14 protein-coding genes are annotated in these 17245 nt (G+C 67.7%); 12 read left to right on the forward strand and 2 right to left on the reverse strand.

The window, feature by feature from the left end:
* Positions 1–88 precede the first annotated feature (88 nt).
* Both sfsA and QSJ95_RS27945 read right to left on the reverse strand, forming a co-directional pair.
* Positions 89–796 (reverse strand): DNA/RNA nuclease SfsA, encoded by a 708-nt coding sequence (sfsA, locus tag QSJ95_RS27940; RefSeq protein WP_285646814.1) that lies wholly within the window; start codon positions 794–796, stop codon positions 89–91.
* Positions 796–1968, reverse strand: a complete 1173-nt coding sequence (locus QSJ95_RS27945; protein WP_009612971.1) for a pyridoxal phosphate-dependent aminotransferase — start codon at positions 1966–1968, stop codon at positions 796–798. Before QSJ95_RS27945 ends, sfsA begins: the two co-directional genes overlap by 1 nt.
* 191 nt (positions 1969–2159) lie before the next feature.
* Here QSJ95_RS27945 and dksA point away from each other — a divergent pair, with 191 nt between their 5' ends.
* The 12 genes from dksA to acs all read left to right on the forward strand — a co-directional run bounded on the left by dksA (position 2160) and on the right by acs (position 17214).
* Positions 2160–2603 carry an RNA polymerase-binding protein DksA gene (gene dksA, locus QSJ95_RS27950; protein WP_009612973.1) on the forward strand — a complete coding sequence of 148 codons (444 nt, stop codon included), beginning with the start codon at positions 2160–2162 and terminating at the stop codon, positions 2601–2603.
* Between the two features lie 85 nt (positions 2604–2688).
* Complete coding sequence (gluQRS, locus tag QSJ95_RS27955) at positions 2689–3576, forward strand: tRNA glutamyl-Q(34) synthetase GluQRS (protein ID WP_285646817.1); 888 nt, start codon at positions 2689–2691, stop codon at positions 3574–3576.
* Between the two features lie 84 nt (positions 3577–3660).
* Positions 3661–3837, forward strand: coding sequence for a hypothetical protein (locus QSJ95_RS27960; RefSeq protein WP_003095129.1), 177 nt, complete (start codon positions 3661–3663; stop codon positions 3835–3837).
* A complete protein-coding gene (locus QSJ95_RS27965; protein WP_285646819.1) occupies positions 3821–6772 on the forward strand; it encodes a sensor histidine kinase in 2952 nt (983 codons plus the stop codon). Before QSJ95_RS27960 ends, QSJ95_RS27965 begins: the two co-directional genes overlap by 17 nt.
* Positions 6773–6798: 26 nt before the next feature.
* Complete coding sequence (locus QSJ95_RS27970; protein ID WP_285646821.1) at positions 6799–8235, forward strand: sigma-54-dependent transcriptional regulator; 1437 nt, start codon at positions 6799–6801, stop codon at positions 8233–8235.
* A 757-nt stretch (positions 8236–8992) separates the two neighbouring features.
* Positions 8993–10396 (forward strand): polynucleotide adenylyltransferase PcnB, encoded by a 1404-nt coding sequence (locus tag QSJ95_RS27975; protein WP_285646823.1) that lies wholly within the window; start codon positions 8993–8995, stop codon positions 10394–10396.
* Entirely contained in the window at positions 10393–10878 is a 486-nt protein-coding gene (gene folK, locus QSJ95_RS27980) for a 2-amino-4-hydroxy-6-hydroxymethyldihydropteridine diphosphokinase (RefSeq protein WP_281688793.1), read from the forward strand. The genes QSJ95_RS27975 and folK overlap by 4 nt, the downstream gene beginning before the upstream one ends.
* 124 nt (positions 10879–11002) lie before the next feature.
* Entirely contained in the window at positions 11003–11803 is an 801-nt protein-coding gene (panB, locus tag QSJ95_RS27985) for a 3-methyl-2-oxobutanoate hydroxymethyltransferase (RefSeq protein WP_009613015.1), read from the forward strand.
* Positions 11800–12651, forward strand: a complete 852-nt coding sequence (panC, locus tag QSJ95_RS27990) for a pantoate--beta-alanine ligase (protein ID WP_285646827.1) — start codon at positions 11800–11802, stop codon at positions 12649–12651. The genes panB and panC overlap by 4 nt, the downstream gene beginning before the upstream one ends.
* 110 nt (positions 12652–12761) lie before the next feature.
* Positions 12762–13142 (forward strand): aspartate 1-decarboxylase, encoded by a 381-nt coding sequence (gene panD, locus QSJ95_RS27995; protein WP_009613020.1) that lies wholly within the window; start codon positions 12762–12764, stop codon positions 13140–13142.
* A 68-nt stretch (positions 13143–13210) separates the two neighbouring features.
* Positions 13211–14875 (forward strand): glucose-6-phosphate isomerase, encoded by a 1665-nt coding sequence (gene pgi, locus QSJ95_RS28000; RefSeq protein WP_043269031.1) that lies wholly within the window; start codon positions 13211–13213, stop codon positions 14873–14875.
* 401 nt (positions 14876–15276) lie between these two features.
* Entirely contained in the window at positions 15277–17214 is a 1938-nt protein-coding gene (acs, locus tag QSJ95_RS28005; RefSeq protein ID WP_267853457.1) for an acetate--CoA ligase, read from the forward strand.
* The last annotated feature ends 31 nt before the right edge of the window (positions 17215–17245 follow it).

Consider the following 17245-nt stretch of genomic DNA (forward strand, 5'->3'; position numbering starts at 1 on the left):
CTCATTTAGCGGACTGAACTGCGCGCTCTCGCCTGTTTCAGCCTTGTTCTGCTCCAGCTCGCGAGATCGTAGACAGGCTCCGAGCGACCTACAGCTCGATGCGCAGCGGCCGGCTCAGGCGGATTTCGCTGACATCGATGTCCGCGCCATAGGCCAGCATCTCGACGCCGGCGTCACGCGCCTCGCGTAGCGCTGCGGCATAGGCCGGGTCGATCTCCTCCGCCGGGCGCACCGCCTCGATGCCGGACAGGTTCACGCAATACAGCAGCACCGCCCGGGTGCCCTGCCGCGCCAGCGCCGCCAGCTCGCGCAGGTGCTTGGCCCCGCGGGTGGTGACCGCATCGGGGAAGGCCGCCACCGACGTGGCGTCGAAGCCCAGGGTGACGCTCTTCACCTCGACGAACACCGGCCCGGCGGCGAACTCCAGGCGGAAGTCCGCGCGGCTGTTCTCCACGCCATATGCGACTTCCCGTCGCAGCGCGGCGAAACCAGCCAGTTCAGCGACGCCCCCGGCCAGCAGGGCTTCCTCCACCAGGCGGTTGGCGCGCCCGGTGTTGACGCAGGCCAGGCGTCCCTGGGGCGTCTCGCTCAGCTCCCAGGTGCCCGGCAGCTTGCGCTTGGGGTCGCTCGAGCGGCTGAACCACACCCGGCAGCCCTCGCTCATGCAGTTGAGCATGGAGCCGGTGTTCGGGCAGTGGATGGTCAACTGCTCGCCGCCGGCGGTCTCGATATCGGCGAGGAAGCGCTTGTAGCGGCGCAGCAGGCGCGCCTCTTCCAGTTCCGGAGCGAAGCGCATCAGGGCCGCCAGCTCTTCAGGCCGCGGGCGATGCGCTCCACCGCCTGCTCCAGGCGCTCCAGGTTCTGGGTGTAGGCGAAGCGCACGTGGTGGTCGGCCTGGTAGCGGCCGAAGTCCACGCCCGGGGTGAAGGCCACGTGCTCGGTCTCGATGAAGTGCTGGCAGAAGCGGTAGGCGTCGCCGCCGAAGGCGCTGATGTCGGCATACAGGTAAAAGGCCCCTTCCGGCTCCACGGCGATGCCGAAGCCCAGCTCGCGCAGGGCCGGCAGCAGGTAGTCGCGGCGCCGGGCGAACTCGGCGCGGCGCTCTTCGAGGATGGCCAGGGTGCCTTCCTCGAAACAGGCCAGCGCGGCGTACTGGGCCATGCTCGGGGCGCTGATGTAGAGGTTCTGCGCCAGCTTCTCCAACTCGCCCACCGCCTCCGGCGGCGCCACCAGCCAGCCCAGGCGCCAGCCGGTCATGCCGAAATATTTGGAGAAACTGTTGAGGACGAAGGCCTCGTCGTCTACTTCCAGCACGCTGCTGGCGTCCACGCCGTAGGTCAGGCCGTGGTAGATCTCGTCCACCACCATGTGCCCGCCGCGAGCCTTCAGGGCCTGCGACAACGCGGCCAGTTCATCCTTGTGCAGCAAAGTGCCGGTAGGATTCGCCGGCGATGCCAGCAAAGCGCCTACACTGTCCTGATTCCAGTGCGCATTCACCAGCTCCGGGGTGAGCTGGTAACGGCTCTGCGGGCCCACCGGCACCAGTTGCGCAGCGCCCTCCACCAGGCGCAGGAAGTGGCGGTTGCACGGGTAGCCGGGGTCGGCCAGCAGCCAGTGGCGGCCCGGGTCGACCAGCAGGCTGCTGGCCAGCAGCAGGGCGCCGGAACCGCCCGGGGTGACCAGGATGCGCGCGGGGTCGATGGCCAGGCGGTAGCGCGAGGCGTAGAAACCGGCGATGGCCTCGCGCAGCTGCGGCAGGCCGCGGGCCGCGGTGTAGCGGGTATGGCCGGCGGCCAATGCGGCCTGGCCGGCGGCGACTATGGGCGCGGCGGTGCTGAAATCCGGCTCGCCGATCTCCAGGTGAATGACGTCGTGGCCGGCGGCCTGCAGCTCGTTGGCTCGCGCCAGCAACGCCATGACGTGGAAAGGTTCGATGGCGCGGCTGCGGGCACTGAAGGAAGAAACCATGGGAAATACCGAACTTTGCGACGAAGAGGCGATTCTAACCAAGCCATCGGCGGGTGGCAGCAGGCTCGACAACCGGGAGTAGCATCGCGATTATCGATCTGGTAAGTTCGCCCGCTTGCGAGCGCGGGGCCGGCGTCGACCGGAGAGGGACCATCCGCGACAGGATTAGCGAGAGTGAGAGGCGGCCACACATGCCCACCAATGCAAAACAGCAGAGCAGCCAACTGATTCGTGGCTTCGAGCCCTACCAGGAAACCAAGGGCGAGGAGTACATGAGCGAGCGCATGCGCGCCCACTTCACCTCCATCCTCAACAAGTGGAAAGTTGAGCTGATGGAAGAAGTCGATCGCACCGTGCACCACATGCAGGACGAAGCGGCCAACTTCCCGGACCCGGCCGACCGCGCCAGCCAGGAAGAGGAGTTCAGCCTCGAACTGCGCGCCCGCGACCGCGAGCGCAAGCTGATCAAGAAGATCGACGAGACCCTCCAGCTGATCGAGGACAACGACTACGGCTGGTGCGACTCCTGCGGCGTGGAGATCGGCATCCGCCGCCTCGAAGCCCGCCCCACCGCGACCCTCTGCATCGACTGCAAGACCCTCGCGGAAATCAAGGAAAAGCAGCTCGGCTCCTGATGCCGGCGGCTTTTCGCGAACGGGGCGCCTAGGCGCCCCGTCGCGTTTGTGCGGCGCTCCCCGCCCCTGACCACAAGCCTGCGCCATGCCCGACTCCCGCTACACCGGACGCTTCGCCCCCACCCCCAGCGGCTACCTGCATTTCGGCTCGCTGGTCGCCGCCGTCGCCTCCTACCTGGACGCCCGCGCCGTTGGCGGGCGCTGGCTGGTGCGCATGGAAGACCTCGACCCGCCGCGGGAAATGCCCGGCGCCCAGGCCGCCATCCTGCAGACGCTGGAGCGCTACGGCTTCGAATGGGACGGCCCGGTCGAACGCCAGAGCGAACGCGGCGAAGCCTACGCGGCGGTGGTCGAGCAATGGCTGCGCAGCGGCCTGGCCTACGCCTGCACCTGCTCGCGCAAGCAGCTCGAAGGCACGGGCGGCATCTACCCCGGCACCTGCCGCAACGCCGGCCACGACTGGCACGGCGAGGTGGCCATCCGCATCCGCGTGCCGGAACTGGAATACGCCTTCGTCGACCGCGTCCAGGGCGAGTTCCGCCAGCACCTGGGCCGCGAGGTGGGCGACTTCGTCATCCGCCGCCGCGACGGCCTCTATGCCTACCAACTGGCGGTGGTGCTGGACGACGCCTGGCAGGGCGTGACCGACATCGTCCGCGGCGCCGACCTGCTCGACAACACCCCGCGCCAGCTGTACCTGCAGGAGCTGCTCGGGATAGCCCATCCGCGCTACCTGCACGTGCCGCTGATCGTCCAGCCCGACGGCCACAAGCTGGGCAAGTCCTACCGCTCGCCGCCACTGGCCGCCGAGCAGGCCGCCCCGCTGCTGCTGCGCGCCCTGAAGGCCCTGGGCCAGGCCGCGCCGGCGGAACTGGCCGGCGCCACCCCGGCCGAGGTGCTGGCCTGGGGCGTGGCGCACTGGAACGCCGCGCGCATCCCCCGCGCACTGACGCTGGAAGACGCCCGGCTCTAAGATGATGGGAGGGGCCATGCGCCCCGGCTTGCAGGCGCCCATCGGCTGCCTGTAGCCTGCCGTCCGCACAACGAGAGGCATGACATGTACATCTACCGACTGGTGCTGCTCCTGGTCGTGGGCATCTACCTGTTCTCGCCCGCCATCATGGACTGGTGGATCGACCCCAACGGCGCCTGGTATCGCCCTTACCTGCTGTGGCTGATTCTCATAGTCGTGACCTTCATCCTGCAGAGCCAGCGCGATGCTGACGAGCTTTAGCCTCACCCAGCTGATCCTGATCAGCGCCGCCTACCTCACCACCCTGTTCGGGGTCGCCTGGATCACCGAGCGCGGCTACGTGCCGCGCCGCCTGGTGCGCCACCCGCTGGTGTACACCCTGTCGCTGGGCGTCTACGCCAGCGCCTGGGCCTTCTATGGCACCGTCGGCCTGGCCTACCAGTACGGCTACGGCTTCCTGGCCATCTACCTGGGGGTGTCCGGGGCCTTCCTGCTGGCCCCGGTGCTGCTCTACCCGATCCTGCGCATCACCCGCGCCTACCAGTTGTCGTCGCTGGCCGACCTGTTCGCCTTCCGCTTCCGCAGCACCTGGGCCGGCGCGCTGACCACGCTGTTCATGCTGATCGGCGTGCTACCCATGCTGGCCCTGCAGATCGAGGCGGTGACCAACTCCATCAGCCTGCTGACCCGCGGCGCCGACGCCCACAGCGCGGCGCTGGCGTTCTGCGCGCTGATCACCCTGTTCGCCATCCTCTTCGGCGCCCGCCACATCGCCACCCGCGAGCGCCACGAAGGGCTGGTGATGGCCATCGCCTTCGAATCCCTGGTCAAGCTGATCGCCCTGGGCTCCATCGGCCTGTTCGCCCTCTACGGCGTGTTCGGCGGCCCCGACGGCCTGGAGGTGTGGCTGCTGCAGAACCAGGAGGCCCTGAGCACCCTGCACACGCCGCTGGCCGAGGGGCCCTGGCGCACCCTGCTGCTGGTGTTCTTCGCCTCGGCCATCGTGATGCCGCACATGTATCACATGACCTTCACCGAGAACCTCAACCCGCGCGCCCTGCTCAGCGCCAGCTGGGGCCTGCCGCTGTTCCTGCTGCCGATGAGCCTGGCGGTGCCGCCGATCCTCTGGGCCGGCCTGCACCTGGGCGCCTCGACCAACCCGGAATACTTCACCCTCGGCCTGGGCATGGCGGTGGACAGCCCGGCCCTGGCGCTGGCCGCCTTCATCGGCGGCATCTCGGCGGCCAGCGGGCTGATCATCGTGATGACCCTGGCGCTGTCGGGCATGGTCCTCAACCACCTGGTGCTGCCGCTGTACCAGCCGCCGGCCGAGGGCAACATCTACCGCTGGCTGAAATGGACGCGGCGGGCGCTGATCGCCACCATCATCCTGCTCGGCTACGGCTTCTACCTGCTGCTGGGCTCGGAGCAGGAACTGTCGAACCTGGGCATCGTCTCCTTCGTCGCCACCCTGCAGTTCCTCCCCGGCGCGCTCTCGGTGCTCTACTGGCCCGCGGCCAACCGCCGCGGCTTCATCGCCGGCCTGGTGGCGGGCATGCTGGTGTGGGGCGCCACCATGCTGGTGCCGCTGATGGGCAACGTGCAGACCCTGCACATCCCGCTGTTCGACTCGCTGTACGTGCTCGACGAGGCCAGTTGGCACCTGGCCGCCCTCGCCTCGCTGGCGGCCAACGTGCTGGTGTTCACCCTGGTGTCGCTGTTCAGCGAGCCCAGCGACGAGGAAAAGGGCGCTGCCGAAGCCTGCGCGGTGGACAACGTGCGCCGCCCGCAGCGCCGCGAACTGCTCGCCGTCTCGCCGCAGGAATTCGCCAGCCAGTTGGCCAAGCCGCTGGGCGCCAAGACCGCGCAGAAGGAAGTGGAGCAGGCCCTGCGCGACCTGCACCTGCCCTTCGACGAGCGCCGCCCCTACGCCCTGCGCCGCCTGCGCGATCGCATCGAGGCCAACCTCTCCGGGCTGATGGGCCCGAGCGTGGCCCAGGACATGGTCGAGACCTTCCTGCCCTACAAGGCCAACAGCGAAAGCTACGTCACCGAGGACATCCACTTCATCGAGAGCCGCCTGGAGGACTACCACTCGCGGCTCACCGGCCTGGCCGCGGAACTGGACGCCCTGCGCCGCTACCACCGCCAGACCTTGCAGGACCTGCCGATGGGCGTGTGCTCGCTGGCCAAGGACCAGGAAGTGCTGATGTGGAACCGCGCCATCGAGGAACTCACCGGGGTGCCCGCGCAGCGCGTGGTCGGCTCGCGCCTGTCGGCCCTGCCGGATCCCTGGAAGGGCCTGCTGGAAGGCTTCATCGAGGCCCCCGACCAGCACCTGCACAAGCAGCGCCTGGCCATCGACGGCCAGACGCGCTGGCTGAACCTGCACAAGGCGGCCATCGAGGAACCCCTGGCGCCGGGCAACACCGGCCTGGTGCTGCTGGTCGAGGACCTCACCGAGACGCAGTCCCTGGAAGACAAGCTGATCCACTCCGAGCGCCTGGCCTCCATCGGCCGCCTGGCCGCCGGCGTGGCCCACGAGATCGGCAACCCCATCACCGGCATCGCTTGCCTGGCGCAGAACCTGCGCGAGGAACGCGAGGGCGACGGCGAGCTGACCGAGATCAGCGCGCAGATCCTCGAACAGACCAAGCGCGTCTCGCGCATCGTCCAGTCGCTGATGAGCTTCGCCCACGCCGGCGGCAAGCAGGTGGCCGCCGAGCCGGTGTGCCTGGCCGATGTCACCCAGGAAGCCATCAGTTTGCTATCGTTGAACCGACGCAGCGTCGAAGTGCAGTTCTTCAACCTGTGCGACCCGGACCACTGGGTGGAGGGCGATGCCCAGCGCCTGGCCCAGGTACTCATCAACCTGCTGTCCAACGCCCGCGACGCCTCCCCGCCCGGCGGCGCCATACGGGTACGCAGCGAAGCCTCGGAGAACACCGTCGACCTCATCGTCGAAGACGAAGGCAGCGGCATTCCCAAGTCCATCATCGATCGCCTGTTCGAGCCCTTCTTCACCACTAAGGACCCCGGCAAGGGGACCGGCCTGGGCCTCGCACTGGTCTATTCGATCGTGGAAGAGCATTATGGGCAGATCACCATCGACAGCCCGGCCGATCCGGAACGCGAATGCGGCACCCGCATCCGCGTGACCTTGCCGCGGCATCCTGGCCCGACGGCCGAGCAGTAGACGAGCACGTCGAGAGAGCTGAATACATGGCACATATCCTCATCGTCGAAGACGAAACCATCATCCGTTCCGCCCTGCGACGGTTGCTCGAGCGCAACCAGTACCAGGTCAGCGAGGCCGGCTCGGTCCAGGAGGCCCAGGAGCGCTACAGCATTCCGTCCTTCGACATGATCGTCAGCGACCTGCGCCTGCCCGGCGCCCCCGGCACCGAACTGATCAAGCTGGCCCAGGGCACCCCGGTGCTGATCATGACCAGCTACGCCAGCCTGCGCTCGGCCGTGGACTCGATGAAGATGGGCGCGGTGGACTACATCGCCAAGCCCTTCGACCACGACGAGATGCTCCAGGCCGTGGCGCGCATCCTCAAGGACCGCCAGGAAGGCCGTGGCGCCAGCGCCGAGGCACGGGGTAACACCCGCACGGCGGGCGAGCGCGGTAACGGTAACGCCGCCCCGGCCGAGGGCGAGATCGGCATCATCGGCTCCTGTCCGCCGATGCTCGAGCTGTATTCGAAGATCCGCAAGGTTGCCCCCACCGACTCCAATGTCCTGATCCAGGGCGAATCGGGCACCGGCAAGGAACTGGTGGCGCGCGCCCTGCACAACCTGTCCAAGCGCACCAAGGCGCCGCTGATCTCGGTGAACTGCGCGGCCATCCCGGAAACCCTGATCGAATCCGAACTGTTCGGCCACGAGAAGGGCGCCTTCACCGGCGCCAGCGCCGGCCGCGCCGGCCTGGTGGAAGCCGCGGACGGCGGCACCCTGTTCCTCGACGAGATCGGCGAACTGCCGCTGGAAGCCCAGGCCCGCCTGCTGCGCGTGCTGCAGGAAGGCGAGATCCGCCGTGTCGGCTCGGTGCAGTCGCAGAAGGTCGACGTGCGCCTGATCGCCGCCACCCACCGCGACCTGAAGATGCTGGCCAAGACCGGGCAGTTCCGCGAAGACCTCTATTACCGCCTGCACGTCATCTCGCTGAAGCTGCCGCCCCTGCGCGAGCGCGGCAGCGACGTGATGGAGATCGCCCGCGCCTTCCTGGCGCGCCAGTGCTCGCAGATGGGGCGCGCCCCGCTGAGTTTCTCCCACGAGGCCGAACAGGCCATCCGCCACTACCCGTGGCCGGGTAACGTGCGCGAGCTGGAGAACGCCATCGAGCGCGCGGTGATCCTCAGCGAAGGCCAGGAAATCCCCGCCGACCTGCTGGGCATCGACATCGAGCTGGACGATCTGGAGGACGACTTCGTCGACGAGGCGGAGGTGCGCAACGCCGTGGCGGCCAACAACCACGAGCCCACCGAGGACCTGTCGCTGGAGGACTACTTCCAGCATTTCGTCCTCGAGCACCAGGACCACATGACCGAGACCGAGCTGGCCCGCAAGCTGGGTATCAGCCGCAAATGCCTGTGGGAACGGCGCCAGCGCCTGGGCATCCCGCGGCGCAAGTCGGGGGCCTCGGCCGACTCCTGAGGTGCGCACAGCTGTTACCGCGGACATCCCGCGTAACAAAAGCCGGGTTCATCGGTAACGATAACCCGGCTTTTTTGTGCCTGCCCGAAACCCCTTCCTACAGCTAAACCCTTGAAAAATAAGGATTCTCAAAAGTTGGCACGGCATCTGCTTTGTTATTGGCACAACAACAATAACAAGCACGAAACCACAGAACAAAAACAACACGTAACGACTCCAGCACAACAAAAACAAAATCGCGGAGGCGCAGCTAACTGATTCTTTTGGAGGAGAGTAGCTGGCGGGAGAAATCCCGCAACCGATCGAAGAACAATAAAACTGCCTCGAGGCAGCGGCGAAATCGGTTGGATCGAAAGATCACTGCTCACTCAGCGACCAAAGCAATCCGTTTGCTCTTGTCGATCCCGAATGGGAATGCCTCGAAGCGGCTAGCCTCGAGGACGGGTCTACAAACAAAAACAACAAGCCCGGCATCATAACAAGAACAAAGCACGCACCTACTTGGGGGGGAGCTTCGGCTCCCCCAGTAGCTTTCCCCGCTCTCCCCTGCTTCCCTCTCCTTCCTTCGTTCCCCATCTCCTGCGCCCCGATGCTAGAATCCGAACCCGTTCGGATATACAACGCATCAGAATTACCGCCGATTGTTTCCGCTGGCCATGCTTTTCAAGCATGATGGGCTGCCTGCCGACTGCGACCACCGGCCAGGGCACGCTGCGTTGCGCGACGCAATCCACCCCAACCTGTTAATAGTGCCTCCATGCTGAAAAAGCTGATCTCCTCCCTTCGCTCTCCCTTGCGCCGCAAGCGCGCAGTCCGCACCACTCCGGAAATCGTCGGCAGCAACCAGCATCCGCTGCGTCGCGAGCAGTTCAGCCGGCATGCGGTGAGCGTGGTGGACCGGCTGCAGAAGGCGGGATACCAGGCCTACATCGTCGGCGGCGGCGTCCGTGACCAGTTGCTGGGCATCGCCCCCAAGGACTTCGACGTGGCCACCAGCGCCACCCCCGAGCAGGTGCGCGCCGAATTCCGCAACGCGCGGGTGATCGGTCGGCGTTTCAAGCTGGTGCACGTGCATTTCGGCCGCGAGATCATCGAGGTGGCCACCTTCCGTGCCCACCACCCGCAGGAAGAAGGCGAAGGCGACAGCAACCAGGCGTCGCGCAACGAGGCCGGGCGCATCCTGCGCGACAACGTCTACGGCACCCTGGAAGACGACGCCCAGCGCCGCGACTTCACCATCAACGCCCTGTACTTCGACTGCAGCGACGAGCGCATCCTCGACTACGCCCACGGCGTGCACGACATCCGCAACCGCCTGGTGCGCCTGATCGGCGACCCCGAGCAGCGCTACCTCGAAGACCCGGTGCGCATGCTGCGCGCGGTGCGCTTCGCCGCCAAGCTGGACTTCGAGATCGAGAAGCACAGCGCCGCGCCGATCCGCAAGCTGGCGCCGCTGCTGCGCGAGATTCCCTCGGCGCGGCTGTTCGACGAAGTGCTCAAGCTGTTCCTCAGCGGCCGCGGCGAGCGCACCTTCGAGCTGCTGCTCGAATACGAGCTGTTCGCCCCGCTGTTCCCGGCCAGCGCCAAGGCCCTGGCCCGCAATCCGGAATACACCGGCAAGCTGATCCGCCAGGCCCTGGCCAACACCGATCTGCGCATCCACCAGGGCAAGCCGGTCACTCCCGCCTTCCTCTTCGCCGCCCTGCTCTGGCCGGCCCTGCCGGCGCGCGTGGCGCAGCTGCAGGAGCGCGGCATGCCGCCGATCCCGGCGATGCAGGAAGCCGCCCACGAACTGATCAGCGAGCAGTGCCAGCGCACCGCCGTGCCCAAGCGCTTCACCATCCCGATCCGCGAGATCTGGGACATGCAGGAACGCCTGCCGCGGCGCCAGGGCAAGCGCGCCGATCTGCTGCTGGAGAACCCGCGCTTCCGCGCCGGCTACGACTTCCTGCTGCTGCGCGAGAGCGCCGGTGAAGAAACCGGCGGCCTCGGCGACTGGTGGACCGACTACCAGGACGCCAGCGACGGCGAACGCCGCGGCATGATCCGCAACCTGGCGGCCAGCCCGGACGATGGCGGCGCTGCCCCGCGCAAGCGTCGCCGCGGCGGTGCTAGCCGTCGCCGCCGAGGCCCGCGCAGCGAGGGGGCCGGCAACGAGTGAGCGAGCGCGTCTATCTCGGCCTGGGCAGCAACCTTGCCGATCCCCTGGGCCAACTGCGCGCCGCCATCGAAGCCCTGCGGGCCATCCCGCAAACCACGCTGGCCGCGGTTTCGCCCTTCTACGCCAGCGACCCGCTGGGCCCGCCGGACCAGCCGCGCTACGTCAACGCCGTGGCCGCGCTGGACACAGAGCTTGCCCCCCTGGCCCTGCTCGACGCCCTGCAGCGCATCGAGCTGGAACAGGGCCGCGTGCGCAAGGACGAACGCTGGGGCCCGCGCACCCTCGACCTGGACATCCTGCTGTTCGGCGAGCGCCAGCTCGACGAGCCGCGCCTGACCGTGCCGCACTACCACATGCACGCCCGCGCCTTCGTTCTCTACCCCCTGGCGGACCTGGCGCCGCAGCTGCGCCTGCCCGACGGCCGCAGCCTGTCGGAACTGCTGGCGGATTGCCCATTCGCCGGTCTCGAACGGCTATCCTGATCGTCACCCCAGTTGGCGGTAACGCCGTAACAGTCCGGTAACACCTGCGATTGACTTCGCTCCGCCCCATCCGGACTATAGGTGCCCCGCGCCGGCGCCAGCCGGCCCAACGAGGACCGTTTTCATGCCTGATGTCACCCTGACCACCCTGCAAGGCCTGAAGCAAAGCGGCGAGAAGATCGCGATGCTCACAGCCTACGATGCCACCTTCGCCCAGGCGGCCAGCGCCGCGGGCGCGGAGATGCTGCTGATCGGCGACTCCCTCGGCATGGTGCTGCAAGGCCACGACAGCACGCTGCCGGTCACGGTCGAGGAAATGGCCTACCACACCGCCTGCGTGAAGCGCGGCAACCAGGGCGCGATGATCGTCACCGACCTGCCCTTCGCCTCCGGCACCTCGCTGCAGCGCCTGCTGGACGACGCGGTCAAGGTCATGCAGGCCGGCGCCCACATGGTCAAGCTCGAAGGCGGCGCCTGGCTGGCCGAGCCCATCGTGCGCCTGGCGCAGATGGGCGTGCCGGTGTGCGCGCACCTGGGCCTGACCCCGCAATCGGTCAACCTGTTCGGCGGCTTCAAGGTCCAGGGCCGCCAGGAAGCCCAGGCCCGCCAGCTGCGCGCCGACGCCATCGCCCTGGAGCAGGCCGGCGTGGCCATGCTGCTGCTGGAGTGCGTGCCCAGCGCCCTGGGCCAGGAGATCAGCGAAGCGGTGAAGATCCCGGTGATCGGCATCGGCGCCGGCCCCGGCACCGACGGCCAGGTCCTGGTGATGCACGACATGCTGGGCCTGTCGCTGTCCGGCCGCGCGCCCAAGTTCGTGAAGAACTTCATGGAAGGCCAGGACAGCATCCAGGGCGCCTTCGCCGCCTACGTCAAGGCCGTGAAAGACGGCACCTTCCCCGGCCCCGAACACGGATTCTCCGCATGAACACCGTCAAGACCGTCCGCGAACTGCGCGCCGCCGTCGCCCGCGCGCGCGGCGAAGGCAAGCGCATCGCCCTGGTGCCGACCATGGGCAACCTGCACGCCGGCCACGCCGCCCTGGTGGCCAAGGCCGGCCAGCGCGCCGACTTCGTGGTCGCCAGCATCTTCGTCAACCCGCTGCAGTTCGGCCCCAGCGAAGACCTGGACAAGTACCCGCGCACCCTCGCCGCCGACCAGGCCAGGCTGCTGGAAGCCGGCTGCCACCTGCTGTTCGCCCCGGGCGTGGAAGAGATGTACCCCGATGGCATGCAAGGCCAGACCAAGGTCAGCGTGCCCGGGGTTTCCGAGGGGCTGTGCGGCGGCAGCCGCCCGGGCCACTTCGACGGCGTCGCCACCGTGGTCTGCAAGCTGCTGAACATGGTGCAGCCGGACATGGCCCTGTTCGGCGAGAAGGACTTCCAGCAACTGGCGGTGATCCGCAAGCTGGTGCGCGACCTGAACATCCCTGTGCAGATCTTCGGCGAGCCCACCGTGCGCGCCGAGGACGGCCTGGCGCTGTCCTCGCGCAACGGCTACCTGAACGAGGAGGAGCGCGCCCGCGCGCCGGCCATCCAGCGCACCCTGCGGCAGCTCGCCGAGGCCCTGCGCGGCGGCTCGCGCGACTTTCCGGCGCTGCTCGAAGAGGGCCGCCGGCAGATCGAGGCCGCCGGCCTGCGGGTGGACTACCTGGAAATCCGCGAGGCCCTGAGCCTGCGCCCTGCCGACGCCGGCGACCGGCAGGTGGTGGTCCTGGCCGCCGCCTTCCTCGGCAAGACCCGCCTGATCGACAACCTGCCGCTGCAGCTCGACTGACCCGCCGTTACCCGCCCAGGCCGCGCCGCACGCGGCTTGAGGCCGGGTAACAGGTTGGGCATACTCTGCCGCCGTCCGCGCCAAGCCCCACAACAACAGGAGCGCCCGCCATGCACAGCATCATGCTCAAGGCCAAGCTGCACCGCGCCGAAGTCACCCACGCCGTCCTCGACTACGAAGGCTCCTGCGCCATCGATGGCGAGTGGCTGGACCTCGCCGGTATCCGCGAGTACGAACAGATCCAGATCTACAACGTCGACAACGGCGAGCGCTTCACCACCTACGCCATCCGCGGCGAGGAAGGCTCGCGGATGATTTCGGTCAACGGCGCCGCCGCGCACAAGGCCAAGGTGGGTGACCGGGTGATCATCTGCGCTTATGCTCAGTACAGCGACGCCGAGCTCGCCAACTACCAGCCGCGCATGCTCTACATGGCCCCGGGCAACCAGCTCAGCCACACCAGCAACGCCATCCCGGTGCAGCTCGCCTGAACCGTCAAAGCCCGGAACCCCCGGGCTTTTTCACGCTCCAACGCACGTCACACCCCCGAAGGTACCGCATGGAACACCACCTCACCCCGCTGGATGCCACTCGCCTGCCGAGCTGGCAGGCACTGGCCGAGCACCGCAAGGATCTGCAGGACTTCAGCATGCGCCAGGCATTCGCCGGCGATCCGAAGCGTTTCGAGCGTTTCTCCCTGAGCGCCTGCGGCCTGTTCCTCGACTTCTCGAAGAACCTGATCCGCGAGGACACCCTCGGCCTGCTGGTCAAGCTGGCGGAAGAAGCCCAGCTGGGCGAGGCCATCCAGTCCATGTTCCGCGGCGAGGTGATCAACGCCTCCGAGCGCCGTCCGGTGCTGCACACCGCGCTGCGCCGGCCGATCGGCGACAAGGTGCTGGTGGACGGCGTCGACGTGATGCCGGAAGTGCACCGCGTGCTGCACCAGATGACCGAGCTGGTCAGCTACGTGCACAACGGCCTGTGGCGCGGCTACACCGAGAAGCCCATCACCGACGTGGTGAACATCGGCATCGGCGGCTCCTTCCTCGGCCCGCAGCTGGTCTCAGAGGCCCTGCTGCCCTTCGCCCAGAAAGGCGTGCGCTGCCACTACCTGGCCAATATCGACGGCAGCGAGTTCCGCGAGCTGACCAGCAAGCTGAACGCCGAGACCACCCTGTTCATCGTCTCCTCCAAGTCCTTCGGCACCCTGGAGACGCTGAAGAACGCCCAGGCCGCACGCGCCTGGTATCTGGCCCAGGGCGGCAACGAAGCCGAGCTGTACCGCCACTTCATCGCGGTTTCCAGCAACAAGGAAGCGGCGGTGGCCTTCGGCATCCGCGAAGAGAACGTGTTCCCCATGTGGGACTGGGTCGGCGGGCGCTACTCGCTGTGGTCGGCCATCGGCCTGCCGATCGCCATGTCGGTGGGCATCAACAACTTCAAGGAGCTGCTGTCCGGCGCCTACAGCATGGACCAGCACTTCCAGAGCGCGCCCTTCGCCCGCAACATCCCGGTGCTGCTGGGCCTGCTCGGCGTCTGGTACGGCGACTTCTGGGGCGCGCGCAGCCACGCCATCCTGCCCTACGACTACTACCTGCGGAACATCACCGACCACCTGCAGCAGCTGGACATGGAGTCCAACGGCAAGAGCGTGCGCCAGGACGGCACCCCGGTCAGCGCCGGCACCGGCCCGGTGATCTGGGGCGGCGTCGGCTGCAACGGCCAGCACGCCTACCACCAGCTGCTGCACCAGGGCACCCAGCTGATCCCGGCGGACTTCATCGTCCCGGTCTCCAGCTACAACCCGCTGGCCGACCACCACCAGTGGCTGTACGCCAACTGCCTGTCGCAGAGCCAGGCGCTGATGCAGGGCAAGACCCGCGCCGAAGCCGAGGCCGAGCTGCGCGCCAAGGGCCTGGACGAGGCCGAGGTGCAGCGCCTGGCGCCGCACAAGGTGATCCCCGGCAACCGCCCGAGCAACACCCTGGTGCTGGAGCGCATCAGCGCCCGCCGCCTGGGCGCGCTGATCGCCATGTACGAGCACAAGGTCTACGTGCAGAGCATTCTCTGGGGCATCAACGCCTTCGACCAGTGGGGCGTGGAGCTGGGCAAGGAGCTGGGCAAGGCCGTCTACGGGCGCCTGGTCGGCAGCGAGGAAAGCCCGGCCGAGGACGCCTCCACCCAGGGCCTGATCGACTTCTTCCGCGGCCGCCACCGCGGCTGATTCCTGCCCTAACGTAGGGCGAATAACCGTTCGCGGTTATCCGCCGATACACCGAGGCCACAGCCAACGCCCAGCTCAACCCCGGAGCCGCCGGGGACCAAGGCCAAACGGCGGATAACGCCGTAGGCGTTATGCGCCCTACGCCAGGCCCGACCATGACGTAGGGCGAATAACCGTTCGCGGTTATCCGCCGATACACCGAGGCCGCAGCCAGCGCCCAGGTCAACCCCGGAGCTGCCGGGCACCAAGGCCAAACGGCGGATAACGCCGTGGGCGTTATCCGCCCTACGCCTCCACAATCGAACTGCCGGCCATCCCTCCAAGGCTTGAACCGGGCCGCGCATTGGCCCAGTCTTGAACCAGACGCCTTAGCAAAACATCACAACAACAAGGATATCGTCATGTTCGAAATCACCGCTCACCCGGTGCCGGACGCCGTTCGCCAGCGTGCCTACCTCGACGAGGAGGGCTACCGGCGCCTCTACCGCCAATCCATCGAACAACCGGACGTGTTCTGGGGCGAGCAGGCCAAGGCCCTGCTCGACTGGTTCAAGCCCTGGCATTCCGTGCACCACGGCGACCTGGCCCGCGGCCAGGCCAGCTGGTTCAAGGGCGGCCAGCTCAACGTCGCCTACAACTGCATCGACCGCCACCTGGAACAGCGCGGCGAACAGGTCGCCATCATCTGGGAAGGCGACAACCCCGCCGAGTCCGCCCACATCACCTACCGCAAGCTGCACAGCCATGTCTGCCGCCTGGCCAACGTGCTCAAGAGCCGCGGCGTGGAGAAGGGCGACCGGGTGTGCATCTACATGCCGATGATCCCCGAGGCGGCCTACGCCATGCTCGCTTGCGCGCGCATCGGCGCCATCCACTCGGTGGTGTTCGGCGGCTTCTCGCCGGACTCCCTGCGCGACCGCATCCTCGACGCCGACTGCCGCACCGTGATCACCGCCGACGAAGGCGTGCGCGGCGGCAAGTACATCCCGCTCAAGCAGAACGTGGAAAAGGCCCTGCAGGACTGCCCGAACGTCTCCACCGTGGTGGTGGTGCAGCGCACCCAGGGCAAGGTGCCCTGGGTCGAGGGCCGCGACCTCTGGTACCACGAGGCCCTGCACGGCGTCAGCGAGGACTGCCCGCCGGAGCCCATGGACGCCGAGGACCCGCTGTTCATCCTCTACACCTCCGGCTCCACCGGCAAGCCCAAGGGCGTGCTGCACACCACCGGCGGCTACCTGCTGGGCGCGGCCATGACGCACAAGTACGTGTTCGACTACCACGAGGGGGACATCTACTGGTGCACCGCCGACGTCGGCTGGGTCACCGGGCACAGCTACATCGTCTACGGCCCGCTGGCCAACGGCGCCACCACCCTGATGTTCGAGGGCGTGCCCAGCTACCCGGACGCCTCGCGCTTCTGGCAGGTGATCGACAAGCACCAGGTGAACATCTTCTACACCGCGCCCACCGCCATCCGCGCCCTGATGCGCGAAGGCGAGGAACCGGTGAAGAAGACCTCGCGCGCCAGCCTGCGCCTGCTCGGCTCGGTGGGCGAGCCGATCAACCCCGAGGCCTGGGAGTGGTACTACCACGTGGTCGGCGAGACGCGCTGCCCGATCGTCGACACCTGGTGGCAGACCGAGACCGGCAGCATCCTCATCACCCCGCTGCCCGGCGCCACTTCGCTCAAGCCCGGCTCGGCGACCCTGCCGTTCTTCGGCGTGCAGCCGGTGCTGCTGGACGAGCACGGCAAGGAAATCGACGGCCCCGGCGCCGGCGTGCTGGCGATCAAGGCCAGCTGGCCGAGCCAGATCCGCAGCATCTACGGCGACCACCAGCGCATGGTCGACACCTACTTCAAGCCCTACCCCGGCTACTACTTCACCGGCGACGGCGCGCGCCGCGACGAGGACGGCTACTACTGGATCACCGGGCGCGTCGACGACGTGATCAACGTCTCCGGCCACCGCATCGGCACCGCCGAGGTGGAAAGCGCCCTGGTGCTGCACGACGGCATCGCCGAGGCCGCGGTGGTGGGCTACCCCCACGACCTCAAGGGCCAGGGCATCTACGCCTTCGTCACGCCGATGAACGGCGTCGAGCCCAGCGAAGAGCTGAAGCAGGAACTGCTGGCGGTGGTCAGCAAGGAGATCGGCAGCTTCGCCAAGCCGGAAGTGCTGCAGTGGGCGCCGGGCCTGCCGAAGACGCGTTCGGGCAAGATCATGCGGCGCATCCTGCGCAAGATCGCCTGCAACGAACTGGACAACCTCGGCGACACCTCGACCCTCGCCGACCCCGGCGTGGTCCAGGGGCTGATCGACAACCGCATCAACAGGTGAAGGGCGGCTGCAAGCTGCAAGACAGAGCGCC

Origin of the sequence: Pseudomonas sp. NBRC 100443 (assembly GCF_030268185.1) — a bacterium.
Taxonomy (GTDB): Bacteria; Pseudomonadota; Gammaproteobacteria; order Pseudomonadales; family Pseudomonadaceae; genus Pseudomonas; species Pseudomonas citronellolis.

Bases quoted from the DNA above. Each gene is read 5' to 3' on its own strand.
- sfsA (WP_285646814.1), bottom strand. From the start codon at position 796: ATGCGCTTCGCTCCGGAACTGGAAGAGGCGCGCCTGCTGCGCCGCTAC.
- QSJ95_RS27945 (WP_009612971.1), bottom strand. From the start codon at position 1,968: ATGGTTTCTTCCTTCAGTGCCCGCAGCCGCGCCATCGAACCTTTCCAC.
- dksA (WP_009612973.1), top strand. From the start codon at position 2,160: ATGCCCACCAATGCAAAACAGCAGAGCAGCCAACTGATTCGTGGCTTC.
- gluQRS (WP_285646817.1), top strand. From the start codon at position 2,689: ATGCCCGACTCCCGCTACACCGGACGCTTCGCCCCCACCCCCAGCGGC.
- QSJ95_RS27960 (WP_003095129.1), top strand. From the start codon at position 3,661: ATGTACATCTACCGACTGGTGCTGCTCCTGGTCGTGGGCATCTACCTG.
- QSJ95_RS27965 (WP_285646819.1), top strand. From the start codon at position 3,821: ATGCTGACGAGCTTTAGCCTCACCCAGCTGATCCTGATCAGCGCCGCC.
- QSJ95_RS27970 (WP_285646821.1), top strand. From the start codon at position 6,799: ATGGCACATATCCTCATCGTCGAAGACGAAACCATCATCCGTTCCGCC.
- QSJ95_RS27975 (WP_285646823.1), top strand. From the start codon at position 8,993: ATGCTGAAAAAGCTGATCTCCTCCCTTCGCTCTCCCTTGCGCCGCAAG.
- panB (WP_009613015.1), top strand. From the start codon at position 11,003: ATGCCTGATGTCACCCTGACCACCCTGCAAGGCCTGAAGCAAAGCGGC.
- panC (WP_285646827.1), top strand. From the start codon at position 11,800: ATGAACACCGTCAAGACCGTCCGCGAACTGCGCGCCGCCGTCGCCCGC.
- panD (WP_009613020.1), top strand. From the start codon at position 12,762: ATGCACAGCATCATGCTCAAGGCCAAGCTGCACCGCGCCGAAGTCACC.
- pgi (WP_043269031.1), top strand. From the start codon at position 13,211: ATGGAACACCACCTCACCCCGCTGGATGCCACTCGCCTGCCGAGCTGG.
- acs (WP_267853457.1), top strand. From the start codon at position 15,277: ATGTTCGAAATCACCGCTCACCCGGTGCCGGACGCCGTTCGCCAGCGT.